Source organism: Phytobacter massiliensis JC163, from assembly GCF_000321045.1.
GTDB classification, from domain to species: domain Bacteria; phylum Pseudomonadota; class Gammaproteobacteria; order Enterobacterales; family Enterobacteriaceae; genus Phytobacter_A; species Phytobacter_A massiliensis.
Window position 1 is genome coordinate 1,707,229 of the sequence record NZ_HE578945.1, and the last position, 25,432, is coordinate 1,732,660.

Here is a 25,432-nt window from a genome sequence, read left to right on the forward strand (position 1 = left end):
GCGGGTTTTGAGCACCAGCTTATTCGGCGCAATCCCCAGCACCGCAATGGTCGCGGCAATAATATCGAACAGACGCTGACGCGCTTTTTGCGCATCGATCGTTTTCGGCGGCGCATACTCCTGGACGACAACCCAGTCGCCGTAGCGGTCGACCGCCACATTGTAATCCGGCAGGTCGGCGTCATACAGGCGGTAGCACTCAATACCCTCCTGCTTCGCCCATTTCTCCAGCTTTTTCACGTTCTTACGCAGGCGGTTGGCGTAATCCTCCGCCATCGCAGGCGCTTTCGCTTCGCCGGTGTTTTCCGCCAGGTGATAGTTTTTCTGTACGCAATCCAGCGGGCCGTTTTTGGCTTTGAACTGGCGTTCAGCGCGCAGTTGCAGGCAGTTGAGCAGATCGGCAGAGGCGCTGAACAGCGACAGATTCCAGCCGCCGAACTGCGATTTCAGCGTGCGCCCCAGCAGGCTGTGCAGGGCAATCAGCGCCGGTTCGCTCTCCAGACGTTCGCCATAAGGCGGGTTGCTGATGACCGTGCCGTACGGCCCTTGCGGCAGCGGGTTGCTGAGCTTCGCGACATCTTTGACCTCGAAATCAATCAGCTCGCCGATGCCAGCGCGACGGGCGTTGCGTTTCGCATGTTCGATGACGCGCGCGTCGTTGTCTGAGCCGTAAAAACGCGAGGCGTAATTAGCCAGCCCCTGACGGGCGCGGGTTTGCGCATCGGCTTTGACGTCCTGCCAGATTGCTTCGTCGTGCTGCGCCCAGCCGCTAAAGCCCCAGTGGCCGCGGTGCAGGCCCGGCGCGCGATCCGTTGCCCACATTGCCGCCTCAATCAGCAGCGTACCGGAGCCGCACATCGGGTCCAGCAGCGGCGTGCCCGGCTGCCAGCCGGAGCGCATCACAATCGCCGCCGCCAGATTCTCTTTGATCGGCGCAAAGCCGGTGCGATCGCGGTAGCCGCGCAGGTGTAGCCCCTCCCCGCTCAGATCCAGCGAGATGCTGGCCGTCTCTTTATTCAGCCAGACGTTCACCCGAATATCCGGGTTTTCACGATCGACATTAGGCCGCGGCAGGTTTTTACGGGTAAAGCTGTCAACGATGGCGTCTTTTACCTTGAGTGCGCCGTACTGGCTGTTGCGGATCTCCTCATTCAGACCGCTGAAGTGAACGGCGAAGGTGGCCTCCGGGGTGAAGATATCGGTCCACGGTATCGCCTGAACCCCCAGATAGAGGTCGAGATCGCTGTACACGCTGCACTCGCCAAGCGGCATCATGATGCGCGAGGCCAGACGACTCCACATCAGGCTTTGATAGAGAAGCCGTGTGTCGCCGTGGAAATGGACGCCCCCCTGAACCACCCGGCACTCCTGCGCCCCCAGGTTTTCAAGTTCAGTTTTTAACAGCTCTTCCAGCCCACGGGCCGTACTGGCAAACAGAGAAATCATAATGTCACTTATCAATAAAGAAAATTGTTGCGCATTATAGCCAATCTGACGTTCATGTCATAAAGTTGAGGGCTTATTTTCGTCTGGAGAGGAAATAGCGTGGCAACGCTCTCGCGTCTTTTTATCCACCCGGTGAAATCCATGCGCGGAATTGGCCTGACGCACGCGCTGGCGGACAGCAGCGGGTTATCTTTCGATCGCATCTTTATGGTGACGCAGCCGGACGGCACCTTTATCACCGCGCGCCAGTTTCCACAGATGGTGCGCTTTCTGCCCTCCCCGCTGGCCGATGGTCTGCATTTAACCGCGCCGGACGGCAGCAGCGCGGTGGCGCGCTTCGCTGACTTTAATCCCGTGGGCGAGCCGACAGAGGTGTGGGGTAACCATTTTACCGCCCATGTCGCCCCCGCGGCCATTAACAGCTGGCTGAGCGGCTTTTTTGCCCGTGACGTTCAGTTACGCTGGGTTGGCCCGGCGTTAACGCGGCGGGTGAAGCGCCATGAGGATGTGCCCCTCTCTTTCGCCGATGGCTTTCCTTTTTTGCTCACCAACGAAGCCTCGCTGCGAGATCTGCAGCAGCGCTGCCCGGCAAGCGTACAGATGGAGCAGTTCCGCCCTAATCTGGTGGTCTCCGGGGCAGAGGCATGGGAAGAGGATAGCTGGCGGGTTGTCCGCATCGGCGAGGTCATTTTCGATGTCGTCAAACCCTGTAGCCGCTGCGTATTTACCACCGTCAGCCCGGAGCGCGGGCAAAAACACCCAACAGGCGAGCCGCTGGCGACGCTGGCAAGCTTTCGTACCGCGCAGGACAATGGCGATGTCGATTTCGGCCAGAATTTAATTGCCCGTAACAGCGGCGTGGTGCGGGTGGGCGATGAGGTTATTGTCCTGAGCCGCGCGCCGGGTAAACGTTATGGCGCAGGCCAGGTCGTTGAGTCGCTGGAGCCGGAGCCGCTGGCGGAAGGCGAAGTTGAGATTGACTGGCAGGGGCAGACGTTTCGCGGCAATAATCAGCAGATCTTACTGGAACAGCTGGAAAACCAGGGAATCAAGGTGCCCTACTCTTGCCGGGCGGGGATCTGCGGCTGCTGTCGCATCCGCTTGCTGGAAGGGGAAGTGAGCCCGTTGAAGAAAACCGCGATTGCTGAGGATGGCACGGTATTAAGCTGCAGCTGCGTGCCTAAAACCGCCGTCAGGCTGGCGCCTTAGACTGCCTGCTCCAGGCTGTAACTGGCGGCATAGTGCGGTTTCAGCCTGTCATTCATAATCTTAATGGCGTCGCCCAGCTGCATACTGCGCCCGGCAATCATCACCCCCGGCTGCGCCAGCAGGCACAGGGCGGCATTTTCCCCGGTCTCCACTACCAGCAGGCTGACTTCTTCTCCCGTATCACTGAGCATTACGCAGGCCGCTTCGCCGACGTCTGGCGTCCAGGGGGCGTTATAGGAGATGAAATGCCAGCTTTTAGGCATTTGCGGCTTGAGGAAACGAATGGCGACCAGCGCGTTAAGCACCAGTTCGGCGCGCTGCTCATTGGAGAGCATTAAATCGCGGCATTTTTCTTCAAAGGAGAAGTAGAGCGCGGCGTCATCAACGCAGAACCCGCAGGGGGAAAAGGCGTCAGGGGTAAGCATTTTACGGGCGAAACGGGAACGAAATAACATGCCGTTAGCAAGATCGAGCATCATACGATCGTGCTCGTCATCAAAATACCAGCGCCAGTTATCGTCAGGTTTTATTCGCATTGTGTTTCCCCCTTGTCCGTAAACATCCTGTCGCTGTGCTATCCCTTTACCGCTTCGCTTATTCCTGGAATAAGGAAAGACTAAAATGCACAAATTAGCAACAAGGTCGGAATATAAAACAACCAGGGCCGGAAATAAAGCCCTGGCTGGCGAAACACGGACAAAAGCCTAGATATGGGTAACAATTTCTTTAATCAGCGGCGGTCCTTTGAAAATAAAGCCGGAATAGATCTGTACAAGCGAAGCGCCAGCGGCCAGTTTCTCCCGGGCCGCGATCACGGAATCGATGCCGCCGACGCCGATAATCGGCAGCTGACCTTTTAATTCCTGAGACAAACGGCGAATAATTTCAGTGCTCTTTAATTGCAGTGGACGGCCGCTTAATCCGCCGGTTTCGTTGCAGTGTTTCATCCCCTGCACGAGGTCTCTTTCGAGCGTGGTATTGGTAGCAATAACGCCATCAATATTATGGCGAACTAAACTATCGGCCACCTGGATCAATTCTTCTTCGGAAAGATCCGGGGCGATCTTTACGGCTACCGGAACATATTTATGGTGGGCCTGATGAAGCGCATTTTGTTTATTTTTAATGGCGCTAAGCAGATCGTCGAGCGCCTCGCCATATTGCAAAGTGCGTAAGCCTGGGGTGTTCGGCGAAGAGATATTAATGGCGATATATCCGGCGTAGGCATAAATTTTATCCATACAAATCAGATAGTCATCTTTACCCTGCTCCACCGGCGTGTCTTTATTTTTGCCGATGTTGATGCCTAATACGCCGTCGAAATGGGCTTTTTTGACATTCTCGACCAGGTTATCAACGCCGAGGTTATTGAAGCCCATGCGGTTAATCAACCCTTCTGCATCGACCAGCCGGAAAATGCGCGGCTTGTCATTGCCCGGCTGGGGGCGCGGCGTGACGGTGCCGATTTCGATCGCGCCAAATCCCATCGCCCCCAGCGCATCAATACATTCGCCGTTTTTATCCAGCCCGGCGGCCAGGCCCAGCGGATTCTTGAACGTCAGCCCCATGCACTGAACCGGCTTTTCCGGTACGCGCTGGCGAACCAGAGCCTGAAGGGGTGTGCCGGTAATGCGGCTTAGCTGCTTAAACGTCAATTCATGAGCGCGCTCGGGGTCGAGCTGAAAAAGGGCTTTACGAACGAAGGGGTAGTACATGAACTCTCCTGGATTCCCGGTGTGCAAACCGGGGGCGTATTATCTTTGATTCCTGCGGTAATTGGAATTGACCTGCGGCAAAAAAACAGAAGACAGCGCAATCGTTTACTCAGCGGCGCAATTTGTAAACAGATCGGCAAATAATGGGGGAAAAGAAGAATTTTCGCCCGGCCACCGGAACGGCACCGGGCGAGGACTATCCGCAGGCGTCAGGCTAACGCTTTGCTGATTTTCTCGTACAGATCGCCGGAGAGTTTCGGCAGCGCTTTAAGCTGCTCCAGCGCCGCGCGCATTTTCTCCTGCCGCGCCGCGTCAAAACGTTTCAGGCGGATCAGCGGCTCGATCAGGCGTGAGGCCACCTGCGGGTTGCGGCTGTTCAACTCGGTAAGCATTTCTACCAGGAACTGATAGCCGCTGCCGTCTTCGGCGTGGAACGCCGCCGGGTTGCTGCCGGCGAACGCGCCAATCAACGAGCGTACGCGGTTTGGATTGCTAAGAGTAAAGGCGCGGTGATTTAACAAGCCGCGTACCGTTTCCAGCACGTTTGCCGCCGGGCTGGTGGCTTGCAGCATCAGCCATTTATCCATCACCAGGCCGTCCTGATGCCACTTGTCATCATACTCCTGCATCAGCGCGTCACGGCACGGCAGCTGAGCGGCGACCGCAGCGGAGAGCGCAGCCAGGGCGTCGGTCATATTGTCCGCGCTGTGGTACTGCTCGCTCACCAGCTTATCGGCCAGTTGCACATCGCCGAAGGCCAGATAACGCAGGCAGGTATTGCGCAGAGCACGTTTGCCGATATCCGCGTGCTCAACGCGATAAGCGTCAAGCTTGTTGGCGTTGTAAACCGCCAGCATCTCGTCAGCCAGCTCGGTTGCCAGCGTGCGGGTCAGCGCTTCGCGCACGGCGGTAATCGCTACCGGATCGATAATATCGAATAGCTCGCCAATCTCATTCGCGGAGGGCAGCGTCAGAATTTCCGCGGCCAGCGCCGGATCGATCTGTTCATCCAGCACAATCGCGCGGAACGCATCGGCGACGTGCAGAGGCAACGACAGCGCCTGGCCCTGCTGCTGGCGCGCAACGTTCAGCTTGATGTGCGTGGCAAGCAGGCTTTGTGCGGCGTCCCAGCGGGAAAAATCATTGCTGGCGTGGCGCATCAGGAAGGTCAGCTGCTGGTCGCTCCATTTGTACTCAAGCTTAACCGGGGCGGAGAATTCACGCAGCAGCGACGGTACCGGCTGGAAGTAGACGTTATCAAACACAAAGGTCTGCTCCGCTTGGGTGACATTCAGCACATGATGCACTGGGTGCCCGTCTTTCTGCAGCGGGATGACCTTCCCTTCGTTGTCATACAGTTCAATATCGAACGGAATGTGCAGCGGCAGTTTTTCCTGCTGTTCCGCCGTCGGCGGGGTACGCTGGCTGATGGTCAGGGTGTACTGTTCGGTTGCCGGGTTGTAGTCATCCTGTACCGAGACAATCGGCGTCCCGGCCTGGCTATACCAGCGGCGGAAGTGCGACAGATCGACATTAGAGGCATCTTCCATCGCCTGCACAAAGTCATCGCAGGTCGCCGCGCTACCGTCATGGCGCTCAAAATAGAGCTGCATCCCTTTCTGGAAGTTCTCTTCGCCCAGCAGGGTATGCATCATGCGAATGACTTCCGCCCCTTTTTCATACACCGTCAGGGTGTAGAAATTGTTCATTTCAATGACTTTATCCGGGCGGATGGGGTGCGCCATCGGGCTGGCGTCTTCGGCGAACTGCAGGCCGCGCATGGTGCGCACATTGTTGATACGGTTCACCGCACGGGAGCCCAGGTCGGAGCTGAACTCCTGGTCGCGGAATACCGTCAGCCCCTCTTTCAGGCTGAGCTGGAACCAGTCGCGGCAGGTCACGCGGTTGCCGGTCCAGTTATGGAAATATTCGTGGCCGATGACCCGCTCGATGTCGAGATAGTCTTTGTCGGTGGCGGTGTCGGTCCGCGCCAGCACATATTTGGAGTTAAAAACGTTGAGGCCTTTGTTCTCCATTGCGCCCATATTGAAGAAGTCCACCGCCACAATCATATAGATGTCGAGGTCGTATTCGAGGCCGAAGCGGGTTTCATCCCACTTCATGGAGTTTTTCAGCGAGGTCATCGCCCAGGGCGCACGATCGAGATTGCCGCGATCGACATAGAGCTCCAGCGCCACTTCCCGCCCTGAGCGGGTGGTAAACGTATCGCGCAGAACATCGAAGTCGCCGGCGACCAGCGCGAACAGATAGCAGGGTTTCGGGAACGGGTCCTGCCACTGTACCCAATGGCGGCCATTTTCCAGCTCGCCCTGGTCAACGCGGTTGCCGTTGGAGAGCAGGAACGGGAAGGTGGTTTTATCGGCGATGATTTTGGTCGTAAAACGCGCCAGCACGTCCGGCCGGTCGAGATACCAGGTAATGTGGCGGAACCCTTCGGCCTCACACTGCGTACAGAGCGCATCCCCGGAAAGGTAAAGCCCTTCCAGCGCGGTATTGGCCGCCGGGCTGATTTCATTAACGATCCGCAGCGTAAAACGTTCCGGAAGACCATCGATGACCAACTGGTTGTTTTCTTCTTTATAGTTTGTCCACGGCTGGCCGTTAATTTCCAGGGATACCAGCGTTAAATCTTCACCATCCAGCCGTAGCGGCGCGTCTGCTGCGCTCTGGCGGGTAACGGTGCTCAGGGCGGTGACAACGGTTTTTGCGGCATCCAGATCAAAGGTCAAGTCAATATCGCTGATCAGGTAGTCCGGCGCACGGTAATCGTGACGGTATTTGGCTTGTGGCTGTTGTGTCATAAAAAACCTTTAGTATCTTCTGTTGGTTACGTCTCCAGTCTATTCCTGTTGCCGAATTCCCGCCACGCAGAATGTTTATCTTTTCAGAGAGAAAAGCTCAGTCTGCTACATTTTAATAACAGGCGGCACGAAATGCCCTCGACCCGTTCAGTCCTATATGGTGTGATCGGGGTTCAATAAATCGATAAACAAGGTATACTCCAGCGTTTTCGCTTTGTTTATTGTACTAAACGCTCCTGTGAGAGGATGCTACGGCGCACCATGACACTACTCGCTTCCCCTGTTCTGCAGACGCTGCTGGATACCGATGCTTACAAATTACATATGCAGCAAGCGGTGTTTCATCACTACCACGATGTGCATGTGACGGCGGAGTTCCGCTGCCGTGGCGACGATCTGCTGGGCATTTATGCCGGCGCTATCCGCGAGCAGGTTGACGCAATGCAACATCTTCGTCTGCAGGACGACGAGTTCCAGTGGCTATCCAGCCTTCCCTTCTTTAAAGCGGATTATCTGCGCTGGCTGCAGGATTTCCGCTATGACCCCGCCCAGGTCACCATCATCAACGATAACGGCAAGCTGAATATCCGTTTATCCGGACCGTGGCGTGAAGTGATTATGTGGGAAGTTCCCTTGCTGGCGGTAATTAGCGAGCTGGTGCATCGCTGCCGTTCGCCGCAGGCGGGGGTTGAGCAGGCGCTGGTGCATCTGGAGTCTAAGCTTACCGATTTCGCAGCCCTGACCGATGGGCTGGACATGTCCAGGTTCCGGCTGATGGATTTCGGTACCCGCCGCCGCTTCTCGCGGGATGTGCAGTTCGCTATCGTCGAGCGTTTAAAGCAGGAGCCGTGGTTTATCGGCACCAGCAATTACGACCTGGCGCGGCGGCTGTCGCTGACCCCGATGGGAACACAGGCGCATGAGTGGTTCCAGGCGCATCAGCAGATTAGCCCCGACCTCGCCACCAGCCAGCGGGCGGCGCTTGCGGCCTGGCTTGATGAGTACCCTGACCGCCTCGGCATCGCGCTGACCGACTGCATTACCATGGATGCGTTTTTACGCGACTTCGGCCCGGTATTCGCCCAGCGCTATCAGGGGCTGCGCCATGATTCCGGCGATCCGGTAGAATGGGGCGAGAAGGCCATTGCCCACTATGAAAAACTCGGCATCGATCCGCTGTCGAAGACGCTGATTTTCTCTGACAATCTCGATTTAAATAAGGCGCTGGATCTCTATCGCCATTTCGCCTCCCGCATTAATCTGGGCTTTGGTATCGGCACCAGGCTGACCTGCGATATTCCCGGCGTAAAACCGCTTAATATTGTGATCAAGCTGGTAGAGTGCAACGGTAAGCCGGTGGCGAAATTATCCGACAGTCCCGGTAAAACAATCTGCCACGATAAGGCGTTTGTTCGCGCCCTGCGTGAAGCCTTTGATCTTCCTCAGGTGCGCAAGGCCAGCTAGTTCAGCGCGGTGAATGACGATAACGAGGGGCAAAAGCGCCTCGTATTTTTTGCCCGGGGCGTCATGACATCAGGCCGCTGCGCATTTTCTACTGAATATTTCTGAAAACCCCTCTTTCGGATGCGAATTCTACTTGTCTGATGGCGCTCGCCAGGTAACATAGGTATCCCCCCTTTGCGCGGGGGACAAACGACTATTTTTCCAGACTATTAATAGAGAGAATATTATGAGCGTTGTGCCTGTAGCCGACGTACTCCAGGGCCGCGTAGCCGTTGACAGTGAAGTCACCGTGCGCGGATGGGTACGTACCCGCCGAGATTCAAAAGCTGGCATCTCCTTCCTCGCCGTCTATGACGGTTCCTGCTTTGATCCTGTACAGGCCGTTATTAATAATTCTCTGCCCAATTACAATGAAGACGTCTTGCATCTGACCACGGGCTGCTCGGTTATCGTCACCGGTAATGTTGTCGCGTCGCCGGGCCAGGGGCAAAGTTTCGAAATTCAGGCCACAAAGGTCGAAGTGACCGGCTGGGTTGATGATCCGGATACTTACCCGATGGCGGCAAAACGTCACAGCATCGAATACCTGCGTGAAGTCGCGCATCTGCGTCCGCGCACTAACCTGATCGGCGCTGTCGCTCGCGTTCGCCATACGCTGGCGCAGGCGCTGCATCGCTTCTTTGACGAGCAGGGTTTCTTCTGGGTTTCGACGCCGCTTATCACCGCTTCCGATACCGAAGGCGCGGGCGAGATGTTCCGCGTCTCCACGCTGGATCTGGAAAACCTGCCGCGTAACGATCAGGGCAAAGTCGATTTTGACAAGGATTTCTTTGGTAAGGAGTCTTTCCTGACCGTATCCGGCCAGCTGAACGGGGAAACCTACGCCAGCGCCCTGTCGAAGATCTATACCTTCGGCCCGACTTTCCGCGCGGAAAACTCAAACACCAGTCGCCACCTGGCCGAGTTCTGGATGCTTGAGCCGGAAGTGGCCTTTGCCGATCTGGAAGATAACGCCCGTCTGGCGGAAGACATGCTGAAATATGTTTTCAAAGCGGTGCTTAACGAACGTGCGGACGACATGAAGTTCTTTGCCGAGCGCGTGGACAAAGAGGCGATTACGCGTCTGGAGCAGTTTATCGAGGCAGACTTCGCGCAGGTGGATTACACCGACGCGGTGACCATTCTTGAAAACTGCGGCCAGAAATTCGAAAACCCGGTTTACTGGGGGGTCGATCTCTCTTCCGAACATGAACGTTACCTGGCGGAGAAACATTTCAAAGCGCCGGTGGTAGTGAAAAACTACCCTAAAGAGATTAAAGCGTTCTACATGCGCCTTAATGACGACGGTAAAACCGTAGCGGCGATGGACGTACTGGCGCCGGGCATCGGTGAAATCATCGGCGGCTCCCAGCGTGAAGAGCGCCTGGACGTGCTGGATGCGCGTATGGCGGAGATGGGTCTCAATAAAGAAGACTACTGGTGGTATCGCGATCTGCGCCGTTATGGCACCGTACCGCACTCCGGGTTTGGTCTTGGCTTTGAGCGTCTGATTGCCTACGTCACCGGCGTACAGAACGTGCGTGACGTCATTGCGTTCCCGCGAACGCCGCGTAACGCGACATTCTGATACACAGAGGCCAGCATATGCTGGCCTTTTTTATTTCCGGGGGCGATATTGCCCTGTCCGGAGGTCCTCAGACATTTTTCCCCTCTTTCCCAGCCCTTCAACTGAGTTGTAACCCGATTTTTGCGCTGTAATATTTCTGTACAAAAAATAAGCCACAGTCTTGTTGCGGGTTAGGATTTTCTCATCGAATAGCACATTTGGATAAAAAATATGCAGCGCTCCGGACGGCTAAACCCGGTCATAAGAAAAAGTGAGATGAGAATGATTCCTGGATAAGAATCGCCTTTATCGCCATTAAATATAAGTAATTCATATAAATAGCTATCGATACGCCGTTTTTATCAGCAAACAGTGTTGAATTTTGAGATGGTTCACAAAGTTCCTTAAAATTCATAAATTCTTACACAATATTGCTTTTTGTTACTGCTTTACGACATTTGTAGCACATTCAGGGTAGCGAAACGATTATATGAATGGAAAGATGCCTCTCAGACACAGAAAGACACCAAACTCTCATCAATAGTTCCGTAAATAATTATTGACGGAATTCATTGACGGCAGTGGCAGGTGTACTAAAAAAACCAATGAGGGTAATAAATAATGATGAAGCGCAATATCCTGGCAGTGGTTATCCCTGCCCTGCTGGTAGCTGGTGCGGCTAACGCTGCAGAAGTTTACAACAAAAACGGCAACAAACTGGACCTGTACGGTAAAGTTGTTGGTGAGCACGGCTTCACGACCTCCGGCGACAGCACTTCCAACCAGGACTCTTCTTACGGCCAGATTGGCTTTAAAGGCGAAACTCAGGTAAACAGCGATGTGACTGGCTACGGTCAGTGGGAATACCGTGCCAAAGCGGGCAAAGCTGAAGGCGACCAGGACAACGTAACCCGTCTGGCTTTCGCGGGTATCAAAGTTACCGATGCGGGCTCTCTGGACTACGGTCGTAACTACGGCGTGGTTTACGACGTAGAATCCTACACCGATATGGCTCCGTCCTTCTCCGGCGAAACCTGGGGCGGCGGCTTTACCGATAACTACATGACCAGCCGTGCTACCGGCCTGCTGACCTACCGTAACAGCAACTTCTTCGGTCTGGCTGATGGCCTGAGCTTTGCACTGCAGTATCAGGGCAAAAACGACCGTAGCGATGACTCTTACCGCGGTAACGGCGACGGCGTTGGTACCTCTCTGGGCTACGAGTTCGGCGAAGGCTTCGGCGTAATCGGCGCGTACAGCAACTCTAACCGTACCAAATACCAGAAAGACGACGGCAAAGGCGAGCGCGCTGAATCCTGGGCTGTTGGCGGTAAATACGACGCGAACAACATCTACCTGGCTGCTGTGTATGCTGAAACCCGCAACACCAGCATCCTGACCGATGTTAACGGCGACAACTCTGTTGCTAACAAAACTCAGAACTTCGAAGTTATCGCTCAGTACCAGTTCGACTTCGGTCTGCGTCCGTCCATCTCCTACGTGCAGTCTAAAGGCAAAGCACTGGGTCTGGATGACGAAGGCAACAGCGTAAACCGCGATCTGGCTAAATACGTGACTGTAGGTACCTACTACTACTTCAACAAAAACTTCAACGTATACGGCGACTACCGTATCAACCTGCTGGACGACGAAGACAGCCAGTACTACTCCTGGGTTGGCACTGCAGACCAGGTTACTCTGGGTGTAACTTACCAGTTCTAAGCAGCAAACCTCGTTATCATATGCGTTTAAAACAGGGCCTCGGCCCTGTTTTTTTATGCCTGCTGCGGCAAATCGGGCACGGCATAAAAAGAGGCGCGCTTTTTATCGCAAACGGTTGGCAATTATCAGCTCAACCGTTAACCTGATAGTGGACTTCCCTTCTGTCATCAAAATGGAACCTCGTCATGTTTGAGAATATTACCGCTGCCCCTGCCGACCCTATTCTGGGCCTGGCCGATCTGTTTCGTGCCGATGAACGCCCCGGCAAAATCAACCTTGGCATTGGCGTCTATAAAGACGAAACCGGTAAAACGCCGGTGCTGACCAGCGTCAAAAAAGCGGAACAGTACCTGCTGGAAAACGAAAACACCAAGAACTACCTCGGCATCGACGGTATTCCAGAGTTTGGCCGTTGCACACAGGAACTGCTATTCGGCAAAGGCAGTGCGATTATCAGTGATAAACGTGCGCGTACGGCGCAGACCCCGGGCGGTACGGGTGGCCTGCGCGTGGCGGCGGATTTCCTGGCAAAACATACGGCGGCGAAACGTATATGGGTAAGCAACCCCAGCTGGCCTAACCATAAAGGCGTTTTTAACTCTGCCGGGCTGGAAGTCTGTGACTATACCTGGTATGACGCGCAGAACCACACGCTGGATTTTGACGGCATGGTGGCAAGTCTGAATAATGCGCAGGCGGGCGATGTGGTGCTGTTCCACGGCTGCTGCCATAACCCCACCGGCATCGATCCTACGCTCGAACAGTGGGAAACACTGGCGAAGCTCTCTGTAGAGAAAGGCTGGCTGCCGCTGTTTGACTTTGCCTATCAGGGCTTCGCCCGTGGTCTGGAAGAAGACGCAGAAGGCCTGCGCGCGTTTGCCGCGCTGCATAAAGAACTGGTCGTCTCCAGCTCGTACTCGAAAAACTTCGGCCTGTACAACGAGCGCGTCGGCGCGTGCACGCTGGTGGCTGCGGATCAGGAAACAGTCGATCGGGCATTCAGCCAGATGAAAGCTACTATCCGCGCTAACTACTCCAACCCGCCAGCCCATGGCGCCGCCGTGGTCGCCACCATTCTTGGTAATGAAGCGCTGCGCGCTATCTGGGAACAGGAACTGACGGATATGCGCCAGCGTATTCAGCGCATGCGCCTGCTGTTCGTCAATACGCTGCAGGAGAAAGGGGCAACGCGGGATTTCAGCTTCATCACCCGGCAGAACGGTATGTTCTCGTTTAGCGGCTTAACCAAAGAGCAGGTGCTGCGCCTGCGCGAAGAGTTCGGTATCTATGCCGTGGCCTCCGGGCGCATCAACGTGGCGGGTATGACGCCCGATAACATGTCGCCGCTGTGTGAAGCGATTGTCGCGGTGCTGTAAGCAGACGTTTATGCAATGCCGTAGCCCGGGTAAGCAAAAGGCCTTATCCGGGCGTAATATCACTGAGGGATGTGAGAGCATTTTTAAGCCCGCCGAGCGGGCTTTTTATTTACCAGACGGGAAGTTCATCCTGCAGGAAGGGGTTATGCAGCCGTTCATTCCCCAGCGTAGAGAGCGGGCCGTGGCCAGGGATAAATGTCACATCATCGCCCAGCGGCAGAAGTTTGTTTTTAATCGAAGCGATAAGATCGCCATGATTCCCTTTCGGGAAATCACTGCGCCCAACCCCACCTTTAAAAATGACGTCCCCGGAGATCAGCAGCCGTGAGGCGGCATCAAAAAAGACGATATGCCCCGGCGTATGGCCCGGACAGTGCAGCACCGCCAGTTTGACATTGCCAACGCTGACGCTCTCCCCTTCGCTCAACCAGCGGTCGGGGGTAAGCGGCTGACAATCTTCCAGACCAAACATGCGGCTCTGAGCGGGTAGCCCTTCCAGCCAGAACTGATCTTCTTTTTCCGGTCCGATAACCGGCACGCCGTAATGCTGCGCCAGTTCCGCTGCGGCGCCGACATGATCGAGATGACCATGGGTCAGCAGGATTTGCGTTATCGTCACGCCCGCAGATTCGACTTCACTGATAATTCGCTGCGCATCGCCGCCCGGGTCTACAATTGCGGCCAGGCGGGTCTGCTCATCCCAGAGTAAAGAGCAATTCTGGGAGAAGGCGGTAACCGGAATAATACGATAGTTCATACTGCTCCTGTCTGTTTTAGCTGAGTGTTACCAGTGCCGGAGCGGCCCGGTATCAATATGCACAAAGTTGCTTCGGGGGTAATATCCTACACCACCCGCGCGCATAGATAACGCAGCTTTGCGAATATTGCTCAGAGAAATCCCTTCGATATGAAAATCCATCGCCTGCCCCTTCGTGTGGTAGCTCTTTTTGGCAACGCCAGAGCTGTGGGCACGCAGTTCGTTGTTGGTATCGAGAGAACGATAGCCGGAGATCAGCTGCACCGGTTTGTTGGTTCCTAACAAACCCTGCAGGCGGTAAAGCTGGTCAAACAGTTTCGGATCGATGGTTTTTATTTTATTCGCGCGATAATCACGGAAAAAATGATTCAGCTTTGCTAATTCATCCTGAATATAGCCCCGACCATCGAAAAACTCCGCTTTAATTGTCTCTCCGGTATGGAGATTATTCAGCGTTAAAATACGCGGACGTGGGGTGGAAAGGGTTGCAAATGCACGTTGAGGTAAGAATGCCGCACCAAGGGCAATCCCACCGAACGCCAGCAGTTTGCGGCGATTAGCGTTAAATTTGTCCATGATAATCAGGTCTGCAAGAAAGCGAAATGAACGTTATTTATGCACTTTTATGCGCACGAAAGGCACCTTACCGGGCTATCCGGCCCGCGTCAAGGCGACCTTTCCCTGTAAAAACGGGCCGCATCACAAAATGGGCCCGTTTTCGCTCTGTTTCACCTTAAGGCGTGTTGCCGAACCTGTTCATTTACCTGATTAATTGTTCGGCCTTCGGCAGTATTTGTGCGCCAGATCGCGCGGTGAGATCGTAATTGTAAATATCTGTACGATACTGCGTGCGCCCGTCCGGGCCGACAAAGGCCGTTAAATAGTAAAGGTTAACCGGAATATTCTCGCGAATATTAACGTAACGGGTATCGCCCTGCTTTAACGCAGCGGAAATACGCGAATCGTTCCAGCCAGCATCCTGCAACAGCATATTGGCGAGCTCAGAGGCTTTATTCACGCGTACGCAGCCGGAGCTGAGCGCACGCGACTCTTTACTGAACAGGTTATGGTTTGGCGTGTCGTGCAGATAGATGGCGTCAGAGCTTGGCATATTAAACTTGTAGCGCCCCAGCGAATTATGCGCGCCCGGCGCCTGCTGGAAACGGAACGGTAAATTAGCCGGAGTGATTGTCGCCCAGTCCACCCTCCACGGGTCAATGGTCTCTTTACTGTTCCAGCCGCGAATAACCGTATAGCCGTGGCGTTCGAGGTAGCCCGGATCGTTCCACACTTTCGGCAGAATGTCTTTGCGCGCCAGCGTAGGCGGCACGTTCCACGGCGGGTTCACCACCACGTTATTCAACGCGCTGCTCATCATCGGCGTTTTTCTGTCCGGGCGGCCCACAATAACCCGTGAAGAGAGCACCTCGTTACCGTTGAGGTAGTACACCAGCGAGTACTCCGGGATATTGACCATAATGCCGGTGGAGAGTTTGTTCGGCAGCAGTCGCAGGCGCTGGATATTGAGCGCCAGCACGCCCGCGCGCTGGGCCGGCGTGACGTTCAGCCAGTCACGGGTCGCCTTGCCTATCACGCCGTCTGCCTGCAGCCCCTGTGCGGCCTGAAAGCGCTTCACCGCCTCCACCAGCGCGCGGTCATATTCGCTGCGCACGCTGGCGCTCTGCTTTTTCTGCCCCTGGCGCTCAGGCGCAGTAGCCGTCGCGGCGCTGTCATCAACGGCGGCTGCCGAAGGGCTGACAACGGCGCTCTCTGTCGGGTCGTCTCCCGGCAGGGCGATTTTCGGGGCCGCGTCCATCATCCCGCTACGCTTGAGGATTTCGCGCAGCGCCGGGATATCTTTACTCCACTGGCCCGGACGTAACGACACCGTACTGGTAATCTGCGGCCAGGGCTGGGTATCCGCCACCAGCGTTAACAAAGACTGATGCATCGCCGCATATTGCGGGTGGTGCGGCGCAAGACGGGAGATAAAACCGGTGACATCGCCTTTATCCAGGGCAAGCTGCCACTGATTGATAACCGAAAGCGGCGGCGTTTCCAGCTTGTAGGGTTTGCTGCTGTACAGCCAGCGGTTCCCCTTGACCTGGATAGCGGAAACAAAATGCAGATAGCCCATCATGGCATCGGAAAGCACCAGATCGCGGGTCATCCCGGTCACGTTTGGATCGGTCAGCAGTTCAACCCAGGTCGTAAACTGCGGCTGGAAGCCTGCGATAGCGACCTCAGCCAGCTGCTGCTGGAAGGCCTGCACCGCGTCGCGATCTTCCCACATGGGTTTCATCTCACGCGCGGCATACAGGGCGGCGAGGGAATCCATGTAGACGGGCGTCCAGTTGGCGGGCAACGTCGCCTGCAGGGACGCACGCGCCTGCGCAGGCGCATTTTCCGACGGGAATGGCTGCAGCCCGGCCAGCATCGCCGTTGCTGGCGACTGCTCAAGCGGCTGCGATAACAGCGTGGGCTGATCGCCCAGCGTGGCGGAACTGTCCACCGGCACAACCTCAGGCTCGTCTGCCTGCGCGTTAAACAGCGGAGCAAATGCGAATGCCAGACACAAACTTAACGTGGACATCCGACGACCATACGACTTCATAAGCAACATCCCTTGCCCCCTGTTTCTTCTTAAACTTATTAGCGTTCTGTCTATCAGTATATAAACACAAAAAAGCATTTGGCTTGCCAAATGTAAAGAAGTTTAAAGAGGAGCCTGTTCTTTTTCCCTTCTTATAAAAAAGGCGGCACTGAGCCGCCCTTTGTGCAGACGCGCGTTTACGAGGCGTCAGCGGTGCCCGGCAGTGTTTCCGGCAACTGTGCGGCGAAGCCGCGCAGCCCGACCACATGCACATGCTCGTGGTTCTGGAACACTTTACGCACCAATTTATAGGTGGTGCCTTTTTCCGGGCTGATGTTTTCCGGCGCTGCAATAATCAGTTGCATTTCAAGGCGTTCGCAAAGTTCGAACAGCGTGGCGATGGAGCGGGCATCCAGACGCGCCGCCTCATCAAGGAACAGCAGACGGCACGGAGAGATATCTTTCCCGCGCAGACGGCGGGCCTCATCTTCCCAGCTCTGGACCACCATCACCAGAATCGACATCCCGGTGCCGATCGCCTCGCCGGTGGAAAGCGCCCCGGACTCCGCGCGCAGCCAGCCGTCAGAGCCACGGTTAACCTCCACTTCCATCTCCAGATAGTTGCGGTAGTCGAGTAACTCTTCACCGATGGTCTGCGGCGTACGCTGCCCTAAATCGATCTGCGGGTTCAGACGCTGGTAGAGCTTCGCCAGCGCCTCAGAGAAGCTCAGGCGATTGCTGTTAAACAGATCCTGATGCTGCTCATGCTGCTCAGAGAGCACCGTCAGCAGCGTGGCGTGGGTCTCGCGCACGTTAACATTCAGCCGCACGCTGTTGACCTGGCCAAACGAGACGCTCTGCAGCCCCTGGTTGAGCTGACGAATACGGTTCTGCTCACGCTGAATGGTTTTGCGGATAATGTTCGCTACGCTGCGGGAGCTGATGGCCAGCTTCTGCTCGCGGGAGGTAAGCTCTTCCGTCAGGCGGCTAAGCTCAATCTCCATCTGCTCAATGGCCTCAACCGGATCGTCGGTACGGATGATGTCCTGACGAATACGCTCGCGCAGGTGCTGATAAACGGCCACGAAGAATTGAATTTTGCGCTCAGGACGCTTCGGATCTTCTGACATGCGCAGCACATCGCGCAGATGTTCGTTATCGGCCACCGCCAGACGCAGCGCGCCGAGGGCCTTATCCGACATAGAGCGCAGCTCATCGCCGGAGAGATAGGCCAGTTCGCGGCGGTGCAGACGACGCTCGACGCCGTTGTCTTTCACCATGCGCATCACCGCGCACCATCCGGCCTTCGACGTGACGACCTGCTCACGCTTGTCGTGGTAGTCACGCTCCAGACGGCGCAGTGCGCGGGTCAGGTTGTCCATCTCCGCTTCGCAGAAGGTCAGGGCTTTTTCCAGCTGGTTGCGCCGCGCGCGATTGCCGGAGAGCTGGGCATGCAGTTCATCGCGGCGAATACGCGCCCGCTCTTCCGCGCCGTTATCCGCGCGAACGCCGATGTCCTGCAGCTCTTTTTGCAGATCGTTGAGCAGCTCTTTTTTGGTATCAAACGAGCTTTTCAGCGACGCCAGCACCTGGTTGTACTGGCTAAGCTGAGCGGCATGGGTTCGCAGGGCATCACGGGTACGGCTACGCTCGCGCTCCGCCTGCTCCAGCCGCTGACGCAGCTTCTCATTGAGATCGTTATTGCCGCTGAGCATCTCCGCCGAGTCTGAGTAGCTGAAGTGGGCGCGGCGCTGCACGACTTCGGTCAGGGCAAACGCCTGCTGTCGCGCCTCGCGCTGCACCTGCTGGGAGCGGGCATAGTCTTCTTTAAGCTGCTCGAACTGTTCCGGGTCGCTTTGCAATACGGATACCACCGGCTCCAGTTTCGCCAGCTGATTGCCATACTGTTGAATAAACCGCGCCGCTTCCTGAGCCTCATCCAGGCGCTCCTGAATCTCATCCACGCGATCGGCGAGCGTCTCATCGGCCAGCAAATTCAGCCGCGGCAGCAGGCGGTTAAGCTGGGCGACGCCCTCTTTCGCCTGCTCGAACTGAGTGCGGTTCTGCTGGTTGTCGTTTTCGTGGGCGCTGAGCGCGCGCTCAAGTTCGCCGCGACGGCTGTTCAGCGTGCGGATTTCCGCTTCCGGATCGGCGTCAAAGGCGACGGCCAGGTGGCTGCCGATAAAACGGCTGAACGCCTGGTGCAGGCGCTGGGTTTTCTGCACGTCAAAGGAGAGCGTGGCATAACGTTCCGCCAGCGCTTCCCGCTGCGCGTGCAGGCTCTCGATACGGCTTTCGCGCGCGGCGCGGCCAAACAGCGGCACCGCCGGGAAACGGGAGTAGCGCCACTGCCGATCGGCAACTTTTACCACGACCGCTTTTTCCAGCTCATCAACGCTGAATACGCTGTCATCAAAGGACTGCGGATCCCCTTCAATCAGATAGAGGTCTTCCGGGCAATCTTCCAGCCCTTCCAGCTGGGCCGCTACCAGCGACAGATCGGGCACCACAATAGCGTGGCGCGACGGGCCATAGAGCGCCGAGAAGTATGGCGCATCCTCCAGGCTAACATCGTCATAGATTTCAGAGAGCAGCACGCCGCCGAAGCGCTCCGCCAGCGCGTTGAGCCGGTTATCTTCCGCCCCGCCCGGCTGACTTAATCGTTCTATCTCTTCGTCCACCGCGCGCTTGCTCGCACCGACTTCGTCACGCTCGACAATCGCTTCGCGCTCGCGCTCCAGCAGCTGTTGCAGGTATTCAGTGACCTCCTGACCGGATTCAAACTGTTCCCCGCTCTGCTCGCAAAGCTGGTTAAGGCTGTTCTGCGCCGCCAGCCAGACCGGCGCCCGCTGGGTCAGACGCTTAATACGCGACTGCAGTTGTTCCAGCTCCTGGCGCAGGGCCATGCGCTGTTCACCCGCCGTTGACACATTTTCCGACAGGGCGGCGATCTGCGCTTCCAGCTCCTGGTGCAGGGCCTCCAGCTCGTCGACCTCATAGTGACGCCCCTGCCGTTTACAGAACTCGGCCAGCAGGCGCTCAGCTTCCTGCTGTTCGCGCAGGCGCTGCTCAAGTTCGGTAAGACGCATGCGCAACGAAGGCACCTGTTCCGCCAGGTGGCGCTGGTTTACGCCTTCGCGCAGCAGTTCACGGGCTACATCCCACGCCTCGTTACGCGCCAGCGGGCCATTAATGGCGACCACCAGCTGCCAGGCCTGTTCAAACTGACTGTGGGCGGTTTGCGCCACGCTCATTTTTTGGTCCAGCGAGAGCAGTTTTTCTGTTGCTTCGTGCTCTCTGGCCTGGAAGGTCTCCAGCCACTCGTCAGCGGTTTCCGCGGTCAGGTCCGGCAGATGGCACAGCTCTCTGGCACGCTGCAGCGCCTGGAGCGCCTGGTTATACTGAATCGCACGGGTTTGCTGTACGTCCAGCGCCTGCTGATAGTCCGCCAGCTGGTTTTTCAGCTCGTCCACTTCAAGCTCAGCGGCTTCGGCGCGAGCTTCATTCTCTTCCTGTTTGTCAGTGGCTTCCGCCACCACCTCGTTTTGCTCTTCGAGGCGAATTTGCAGTTCATCGAGGTCCGCTTCGTAACGCTCGATCTTCTCCTGCTGACGAAGAGCGGTCTGCACCAGGTTCAGGTGGTCGCTGGCGGCCTGATAGTCAGCCTCCAGATCCCCTTCCGCGCCGCTGTGCTCCGCCAGTTCACGGGCCATGTCGACGTGCTTGTACTGCTCCGCCGCCAGCTTTTGCCGCGAGCTAAAAAGGTCGCGGCGCAGGGTCAACGCCTGATCAAGGTGAATACGCCGTTCGTTGGCATGGCGCATATAATCCGCCGCCACATAGTTGGTCGCTTCGCTTATCAGGTGTTTAAACAGATCGCGGTCAGACTGGGTAACGCGAATCGCTTCCAGGGTCATGCGGTTTTCACGCAGCGCCGCTTCCATGTCCTGGAAGGCTTTGCGCACGCCGCTGTTTTCCGGCAGCAGATAGTCACGCAGCGAGCGGGTAATGGCGCTGGAGATCCCGCCGTACAGGGAGGCCTCGATCAGCCGATAGAACTTGCTGCGATCGGACGCAGAGCGTAAACGGCGCGCGACGATGCCCAGATCAAACATCAGGGAGTGGTAATCGGTGATGGAGTTGAACTGCTTAAACTGCACCCCTTCCATCGCATCAAGCTTGTCTTTGACTTCCTGTAACGGCAGTACGCGGGCCTGGCGCTCGTTGAGCGTCTCGGTCAGCAGCTGCGTCGGCTGAATGGCGGTCGGCAGGCCCTGAATGGCGAAGGGTTTGATATCCACTTTGCGATCGCGCCCGGCGACCTGCTGCAGACGCACGCCAACCAGCACCCGCTGATGGCGGGAGTTGATCACATCCAGCACCGAATAACAGACCCCGGCTTTTAACTTACCGTGCAGGCCCTTGTCGCGGGAGCCGGAGGTGGCCCCGGCCTCCGTGGTGTTGCGGAAGTGCAGCAGCGTTAAGTCCGGGATGAGCGCCGTAACGAACGCCGCCATGGTAGTGGATTTCCCGGCGCCGTTGCCCCCGGATAACGTCGTGACCAGTTCATCAAGATCGAAGGTACGGGCAAAAAAGCCGTTCCAGTTAATCAGCGTCAGCGAGCGAAATTTACCGCGATCAATCATTCTTCTTCCTCTCCACTATCCGTCTGATTCTCTTCATGCTCATCATTAAGCTGCAGGTGGTTCTCTACGGGCATCGCTTCGCCGTCGCGGATCAGGCGGCGCTGCGCTTCACGCGGATCGTCCCCGGTGCGCACGTCCGCGCCAAAGCGGAATACCGATTCAGTAATGCGAAACTTGCTGCTGTCGTTGCCCATAAACCAGATCATCCCGAGACGGCGCAGGCGGTGCAGAGAGGAGCGGACCTTCTCCTGCAGCTTCTGCCTGTCGAGATCCGAGCCGGTAGAACGGTTATTGACCAGCTTAAGCAGGCGGCTTTCATCCGCCAGCGCCATCAGTTCATCGTACAGCTCCTGCTGGGTGAAGATGCCTTCATTCGCCAGACGTTCCGGGCTGAGATAGAGATAGCAGAGGATTTTGCCGACCATCATGTCCAGCTCAGAGAGCACCGAGCGCGGGATAAGCGTGGTCGAACGCGGACGCAGATAGAAAAAACCTTCCGGCGCGCGGATAAGCTCGACGTTATAGCGGGCGTAAAACTCTTCCAGGTACTCCTGGAAATCCATCAGAAAAGCGTGATTATCCAGCTCGTCCAGGCCAATGTGCCGCCCGGCGCGCAGCGCGCTGTCGAGGGCAGGAAAAAGTGGGTTAGCCAACGCCTGGGCCAGTTTGACCGGCATCACTTGTTCAATATTTGTCAATGACATGCGCCTGTACCTTGGCTCCGTAATCATTAATCGGCTGCCATTTTGCCGGCAGTCCGGTGAAATCTGCTTGTGCTACGCCGAGGCGCACCGCCTGATCGATAACGATCCGCGCGATATCGAAATGCCGCGCGCGCGGATACCGCGCCAGATACTCGCGCACTACCAGCCCAAGATCCAGTGGCGCTTGTCTGGTTTTATAGATAGTTAGCTGTTCTTCGATCATTGCCGCAAGCTGCTCGCGAATTTCATTAAATTCTTCATATTCCAGATCCGGCGGCAGTTCGCCGGTGACTTCTTCATCGCGCAGCGCCATCTCTTCATCGCGCATGTCCAGCAGCCTGTCGGCGCTGGCGTGCATTAGCGCCCACGGCGCATCGAAATAGGTCTGCACCGACTGGCGCAGGCGCTGAGCGAAGACGCGGTTTTTATCCATGTCGATGGCGGTACGAATGAATTTATGCACGTGGCGATCGTAGCCGATCCACAGATCGATAGCCTGCTGACCCCAGCTGACGATACGGTCAAGTTTGCTTTGCAGGTCAAAAACCAGCCGGTCGACAAATTCCAGATCCCGGTGGGCAAGGGTCGCATCCTGAATACGCAGCAGGTTGGCCTGCAGCTTATCCCCCGCCGCCTCAAGCGTATCCTGCAGTTCGCGCAGGGTGCCGGAGGTTTCCGACAGCAGAAGCTCGCAGCTGGAAATGGCCGCGCGCCAGTCTTTATTCAGCAGCTGGGCGATATCCTCTTTCACCAGCTGCTGCTGTTCATCCATCACCCGCTGCGTCATGTCGATACTGTCGAAAATCTCAGCGACGGAGTATTTCAGCGGTGCGTAGACGTTGCGGTGCCAGTGGAACTCATCTCCGCCCTCTTCGGCGGCGTCGGCGGCGCGCTTAAGCTCGCCGGCGACGATGGAGAGCTGCATGGAGAGGCGCAGCGTGGAAAATTCACGCTGGCGAATATAATAGTCCGTGATGCCAATACCCAGCGGGGTGAGGCGATAGATAGCATTGCCTTCGGTCAGTTCGCTGGTGAAACGGTTTAACAGACGCTGGCGCACCATATCGTTAATCGCGTTGTTGGCGCGCTGGGTAATGGTTTCACCGCTCTGCTCAAACGCCTCGCTGACGTGGCGAAACGCATCCACCAGCTCACCTTCGCTCATCTCGCCATCCAGGCGTTCGCTGTTTAACGTGGCAACCGCCAGTAAAAACGACAGTCTGTCTACCGGTAGAGAGAGGGAGAAATCGTTTTTTCTGGCCCAGGAAACCAGTTCAGGAACGGTCTGGGAAAACTCACTCATCGTTCATCCTTTCATCATTCTGCGGCTTGAGCGCGGTCACATGAATATAACGCCCCAGGCTGATATACGGCTCCTGACGGCAATACTGCGTTTCAAGTTCGAGCAGCGCGTCGTAACACTCATGCTGTTGATGTTTTTCTCGCAGGTAGTCGTGGAATACCCGAACGCCGGTTTTACCCGTTACCTGCCAGCCGATGTCAGCCAGCCACGCATAGACCTCTTCCGGCCTGCGGGGGTAATCCGGCGACAGGGTGCGCTTCTTACGCTTCGGCATGCCCGCCTGAACATAGGCGAAATTCCCGGCCACCATGTTATGCATGAGCAGGCCATTGGCGTTATAGAACATCAATGACAGCGCGCCCCCTGCCGTTAAAACCGACCACAGGGTGCGCAACATAGCGACCGGCTCGGCGACCCACTCCAGCACAGCATGGAACAATATCAGATCAACGGGCGATTCCAAGTGCTGCGCGATATCCTGAGCGGCGCATTGTATAAAATGCATGTTACCGCTCACACCTTTCTCTTCGGCCGCTCTCTGCGCCCGGGCGACCATCTCCTGTGAGAGATCGCACAAAGTAACGTGGTGGCCCAGCTGTGCCAGCCGGATTGCCGTCTGGCCCTCTCCTCCGCCTGCATCAAGAACGCGCAACTTTTTATCGCCGACGCTTGCGAGCAAACGGTCCAGATCCTGCCAGAGAATCGCCTGACGCAGCTGTCCTTTCGTTGTGCCGTAAATGTTACGGGCGAACTTTTCCGCGATGTCGTCGAAATTACGATCCTTCATAGCCGCTCCACGATCCTGACAAAACCGCTATTTTGTCACAGCCGTGCGGAGAATGAACCCATCTGGTGTAAGATCGGTGCAAAACGCCTGCCGTATGGTTAAAAAGGAGTCGAAGACGGTGCTTTTCACCCTCAAGAAATACATTGGCGGCCTGCTGCTGCCCCTGCCTTTTTTATTATTGGTGATGGGACTGGGGCTGGCGCTTATCTGGTTTAGCCGCTGGCAAAGAACCGGTAAGGGGTTAATTACCCTGAGCTGGCTGACGCTGCTGCTGCTAAGCCTGCAGCCGGTTGCCGATTTTATGCTCAAGCCGATTGAGGAGAGCTACCCCACCTGGCGCGGCGGCAAGCCTGTCAGCTATATCGTAGTGCTTGGCGGCGGCTATACGTGGAATGCGCAGTGGGCGCCGGGTTCGAACCTGATCAATAACAGCCTGCCCCGCCTTACCGAAGGCGTGCGCCTGTGGCGCGATAATCCGGGCGCGAAACTTATCTTTACCGGCGGGGCGGCAGGCAGCAATCCGGTGAGCGCGGCGGAGACGAGCGCGCGAGTGGCGGAAAGCCTCGGCGTGCCGCGCAGCGATATCATTACCCTGACATCGCCAAAAGATACCGAAGAAGAAGCCGCTGCCGTTAAGCAGGCCATTGGCGATGCGCCATTTTTGCTGGTGACCTCAGCGTCACATATGCCCCGCGCCATGATTTTCTTTCGCAATGCGGGTCTTAACCCCCTGCCCGCGCCGGCAAACCAGCTGGCGATCGATTCTCCACTCAATCTCTGGGAACGGGTCATTCCCTCCCCGGTGTGGCTGATGCATAGCGACCGGGCAGGTTATGAAACGCTGGGGAGAGTGTGGCAGTGGCTGAAAGGCGATTCAGGCGAGCCAGGGAAGCAGTGATTTGGCCGCCAGGTCAAAGCTGGCGCGATTAAAGCGGCCGGTATTGACCAGCTGCGCCACTTCATCCCATAACAGGTAGAGCCAGCGCCGCCACATAAAGGACTCAGCCACCGGCGCGCGCTGCAGATAATGCCAGAAGAGGCTCTCCGCCAGCGGGCTGTCCGCCAGGCGGAACAGTTCGTACTCACGCGGCGCCCACAGCATAATACCTGGCCCGACCATCGCCACCAACTGGTCGCTGCGGGCGTCTTTTAACATGCTGCGCAGGTTAAAATTGCCGTGCACCAGCACGCAGTTATCGTTAAACCCTTCAAACAGGGCGGGCAGGCATTCGCGCGTGCGAAACAGAATGCGCCGGTCCTGCATGGTGAGGCCCGTGTTGCG

18 protein-coding genes are annotated in these 25,432 nt (G+C 56.6%); 6 read left to right on the forward strand and 12 right to left on the reverse strand.

Features of this window, described 5'->3' with window-relative positions; all coding sequences use genetic code 11:
* The coding region (rlmKL, locus tag ENTHG_RS08445; RefSeq protein WP_044177847.1) for a bifunctional 23S rRNA (guanine(2069)-N(7))-methyltransferase RlmK/23S rRNA (guanine(2445)-N(2))-methyltransferase RlmL at nt 1-1,446 on the reverse strand (1,446 nt) is incomplete at its 3' end.
* Nucleotides 1,447-1,545: 99 nt separating this feature from the next.
* Between rlmKL and ENTHG_RS08450 the strand changes: the two genes are divergently transcribed.
* Nucleotides 1,546-2,655, forward strand: a complete 1,110-nt coding sequence (locus ENTHG_RS08450; protein WP_044177850.1) for a YcbX family protein — start codon at nt 1,546-1,548, stop codon at nt 2,653-2,655.
* Here ENTHG_RS08450 and zapC read toward each other — a convergent pair.
* From zapC to pepN, 3 genes are all read right to left on the reverse strand, one after another.
* On the reverse strand, nt 2,652-3,191 hold the full coding sequence (zapC, locus tag ENTHG_RS08455) for a cell division protein ZapC (RefSeq protein ID WP_044177852.1): 540 nt from the start codon (nt 3,189-3,191) through the stop codon (nt 2,652-2,654). The genes ENTHG_RS08450 and zapC overlap by 4 nt on opposite strands.
* A 168-nt stretch (nt 3,192-3,359) precedes the next feature.
* Nucleotides 3,360-4,370 carry a quinone-dependent dihydroorotate dehydrogenase gene (gene pyrD / locus ENTHG_RS08460; RefSeq protein ID WP_044177854.1) on the reverse strand — a complete coding sequence of 337 codons (1,011 nt, stop codon included), beginning with the start codon at nt 4,368-4,370 and terminating at the stop codon, nt 3,360-3,362.
* A gap of 209 nt (nt 4,371-4,579) precedes the next feature.
* Complete coding sequence (pepN, locus tag ENTHG_RS08465) at nt 4,580-7,192, reverse strand: aminopeptidase N (protein ID WP_044177856.1); 2,613 nt, start codon at nt 7,190-7,192, stop codon at nt 4,580-4,582.
* A 261-nt stretch (nt 7,193-7,453) separates the two neighbouring features.
* Between pepN and pncB the strand changes: the two genes are divergently transcribed.
* The 4 genes from pncB (at nt 7,454) to ENTHG_RS08485 (ending at nt 13,360) form a co-directional block, all read left to right on the forward strand.
* On the forward strand, nt 7,454-8,656 hold the full coding sequence (gene pncB / locus ENTHG_RS08470) for a nicotinate phosphoribosyltransferase (protein WP_044177858.1): 1,203 nt from the start codon (nt 7,454-7,456) through the stop codon (nt 8,654-8,656).
* 226 nt (nt 8,657-8,882) lie between these two features.
* Nucleotides 8,883-10,283: an asparagine--tRNA ligase gene (gene asnS / locus ENTHG_RS08475; protein ID WP_044177861.1), complete on the forward strand. Its 1,401-nt coding sequence runs from the start codon at nt 8,883-8,885 to the stop codon at nt 10,281-10,283.
* A gap of 600 nt (nt 10,284-10,883) precedes the next feature.
* Entirely contained in the window at nt 10,884-11,984 is a 1,101-nt protein-coding gene (locus tag ENTHG_RS08480) for a porin (RefSeq protein ID WP_044177864.1), read from the forward strand.
* A gap of 185 nt (nt 11,985-12,169) precedes the next feature.
* The gene (locus ENTHG_RS08485) at nt 12,170-13,360 is read left to right on the forward strand and encodes an amino acid aminotransferase (RefSeq protein ID WP_044177867.1); all 1,191 of its coding nucleotides are present in this window, start codon (nt 12,170-12,172) and stop codon (nt 13,358-13,360) included.
* Nucleotides 13,361-13,469: 109 nt separating this feature from the next.
* Here ENTHG_RS08485 and ENTHG_RS08490 read toward each other — a convergent pair whose 3' ends face one another.
* From ENTHG_RS08490 to cmoM, 7 genes are all read right to left on the reverse strand, one after another.
* The gene (locus ENTHG_RS08490; protein ID WP_044177870.1) at nt 13,470-14,117 is read right to left on the reverse strand and encodes an MBL fold metallo-hydrolase; all 648 of its coding nucleotides are present in this window, start codon (nt 14,115-14,117) and stop codon (nt 13,470-13,472) included.
* A 27-nt stretch (nt 14,118-14,144) separates the two neighbouring features.
* Nucleotides 14,145-14,693: a peptidoglycan L,D-endopeptidase MepK gene (gene mepK / locus ENTHG_RS08495; RefSeq protein ID WP_044177873.1), complete on the reverse strand. Its 549-nt coding sequence runs from the start codon at nt 14,691-14,693 to the stop codon at nt 14,145-14,147.
* Between the two features lie 184 nt (nt 14,694-14,877).
* Nucleotides 14,878-16,740, reverse strand: a complete 1,863-nt coding sequence (gene ldtD, locus ENTHG_RS08500; RefSeq protein ID WP_044177876.1) for a L,D-transpeptidase — start codon at nt 16,738-16,740, stop codon at nt 14,878-14,880.
* A 167-nt stretch (nt 16,741-16,907) separates the two neighbouring features.
* A complete protein-coding gene (gene mukB, locus ENTHG_RS08505; protein WP_044177878.1) occupies nt 16,908-21,356 on the reverse strand; it encodes a chromosome partition protein MukB in 4,449 nt (1,482 codons plus the stop codon).
* The gene (gene mukE / locus ENTHG_RS08510) at nt 21,353-22,060 is read right to left on the reverse strand and encodes a chromosome partition protein MukE (RefSeq protein WP_044177880.1); all 708 of its coding nucleotides are present in this window, start codon (nt 22,058-22,060) and stop codon (nt 21,353-21,355) included. Before mukE ends, mukB begins: the two co-directional genes overlap by 4 nt.
* Nucleotides 22,041-23,363: a chromosome partition protein MukF gene (mukF, locus tag ENTHG_RS08515; RefSeq protein WP_044177883.1), complete on the reverse strand. Its 1,323-nt coding sequence runs from the start codon at nt 23,361-23,363 to the stop codon at nt 22,041-22,043. The genes mukE and mukF overlap by 20 nt, the downstream gene beginning before the upstream one ends.
* The gene (gene cmoM, locus ENTHG_RS08520; protein WP_044177886.1) at nt 23,356-24,150 is read right to left on the reverse strand and encodes a tRNA uridine 5-oxyacetic acid(34) methyltransferase CmoM; all 795 of its coding nucleotides are present in this window, start codon (nt 24,148-24,150) and stop codon (nt 23,356-23,358) included. Before cmoM ends, mukF begins: the two co-directional genes overlap by 8 nt.
* A 118-nt stretch (nt 24,151-24,268) precedes the next feature.
* On the opposite strand from cmoM, the gene elyC reads away from it, so the two are divergent.
* Nucleotides 24,269-25,048, forward strand: a complete 780-nt coding sequence (gene elyC, locus ENTHG_RS08525) for an envelope biogenesis factor ElyC (RefSeq protein ID WP_044179178.1) — start codon at nt 24,269-24,271, stop codon at nt 25,046-25,048.
* Here elyC and ENTHG_RS08530 read toward each other — a convergent pair.
* On the reverse strand, nt 25,025-25,432 hold a 408-nt coding region (locus ENTHG_RS08530; protein WP_044179180.1), incomplete at its 5' end, for a hypothetical protein. The genes elyC and ENTHG_RS08530 overlap by 24 nt on opposite strands.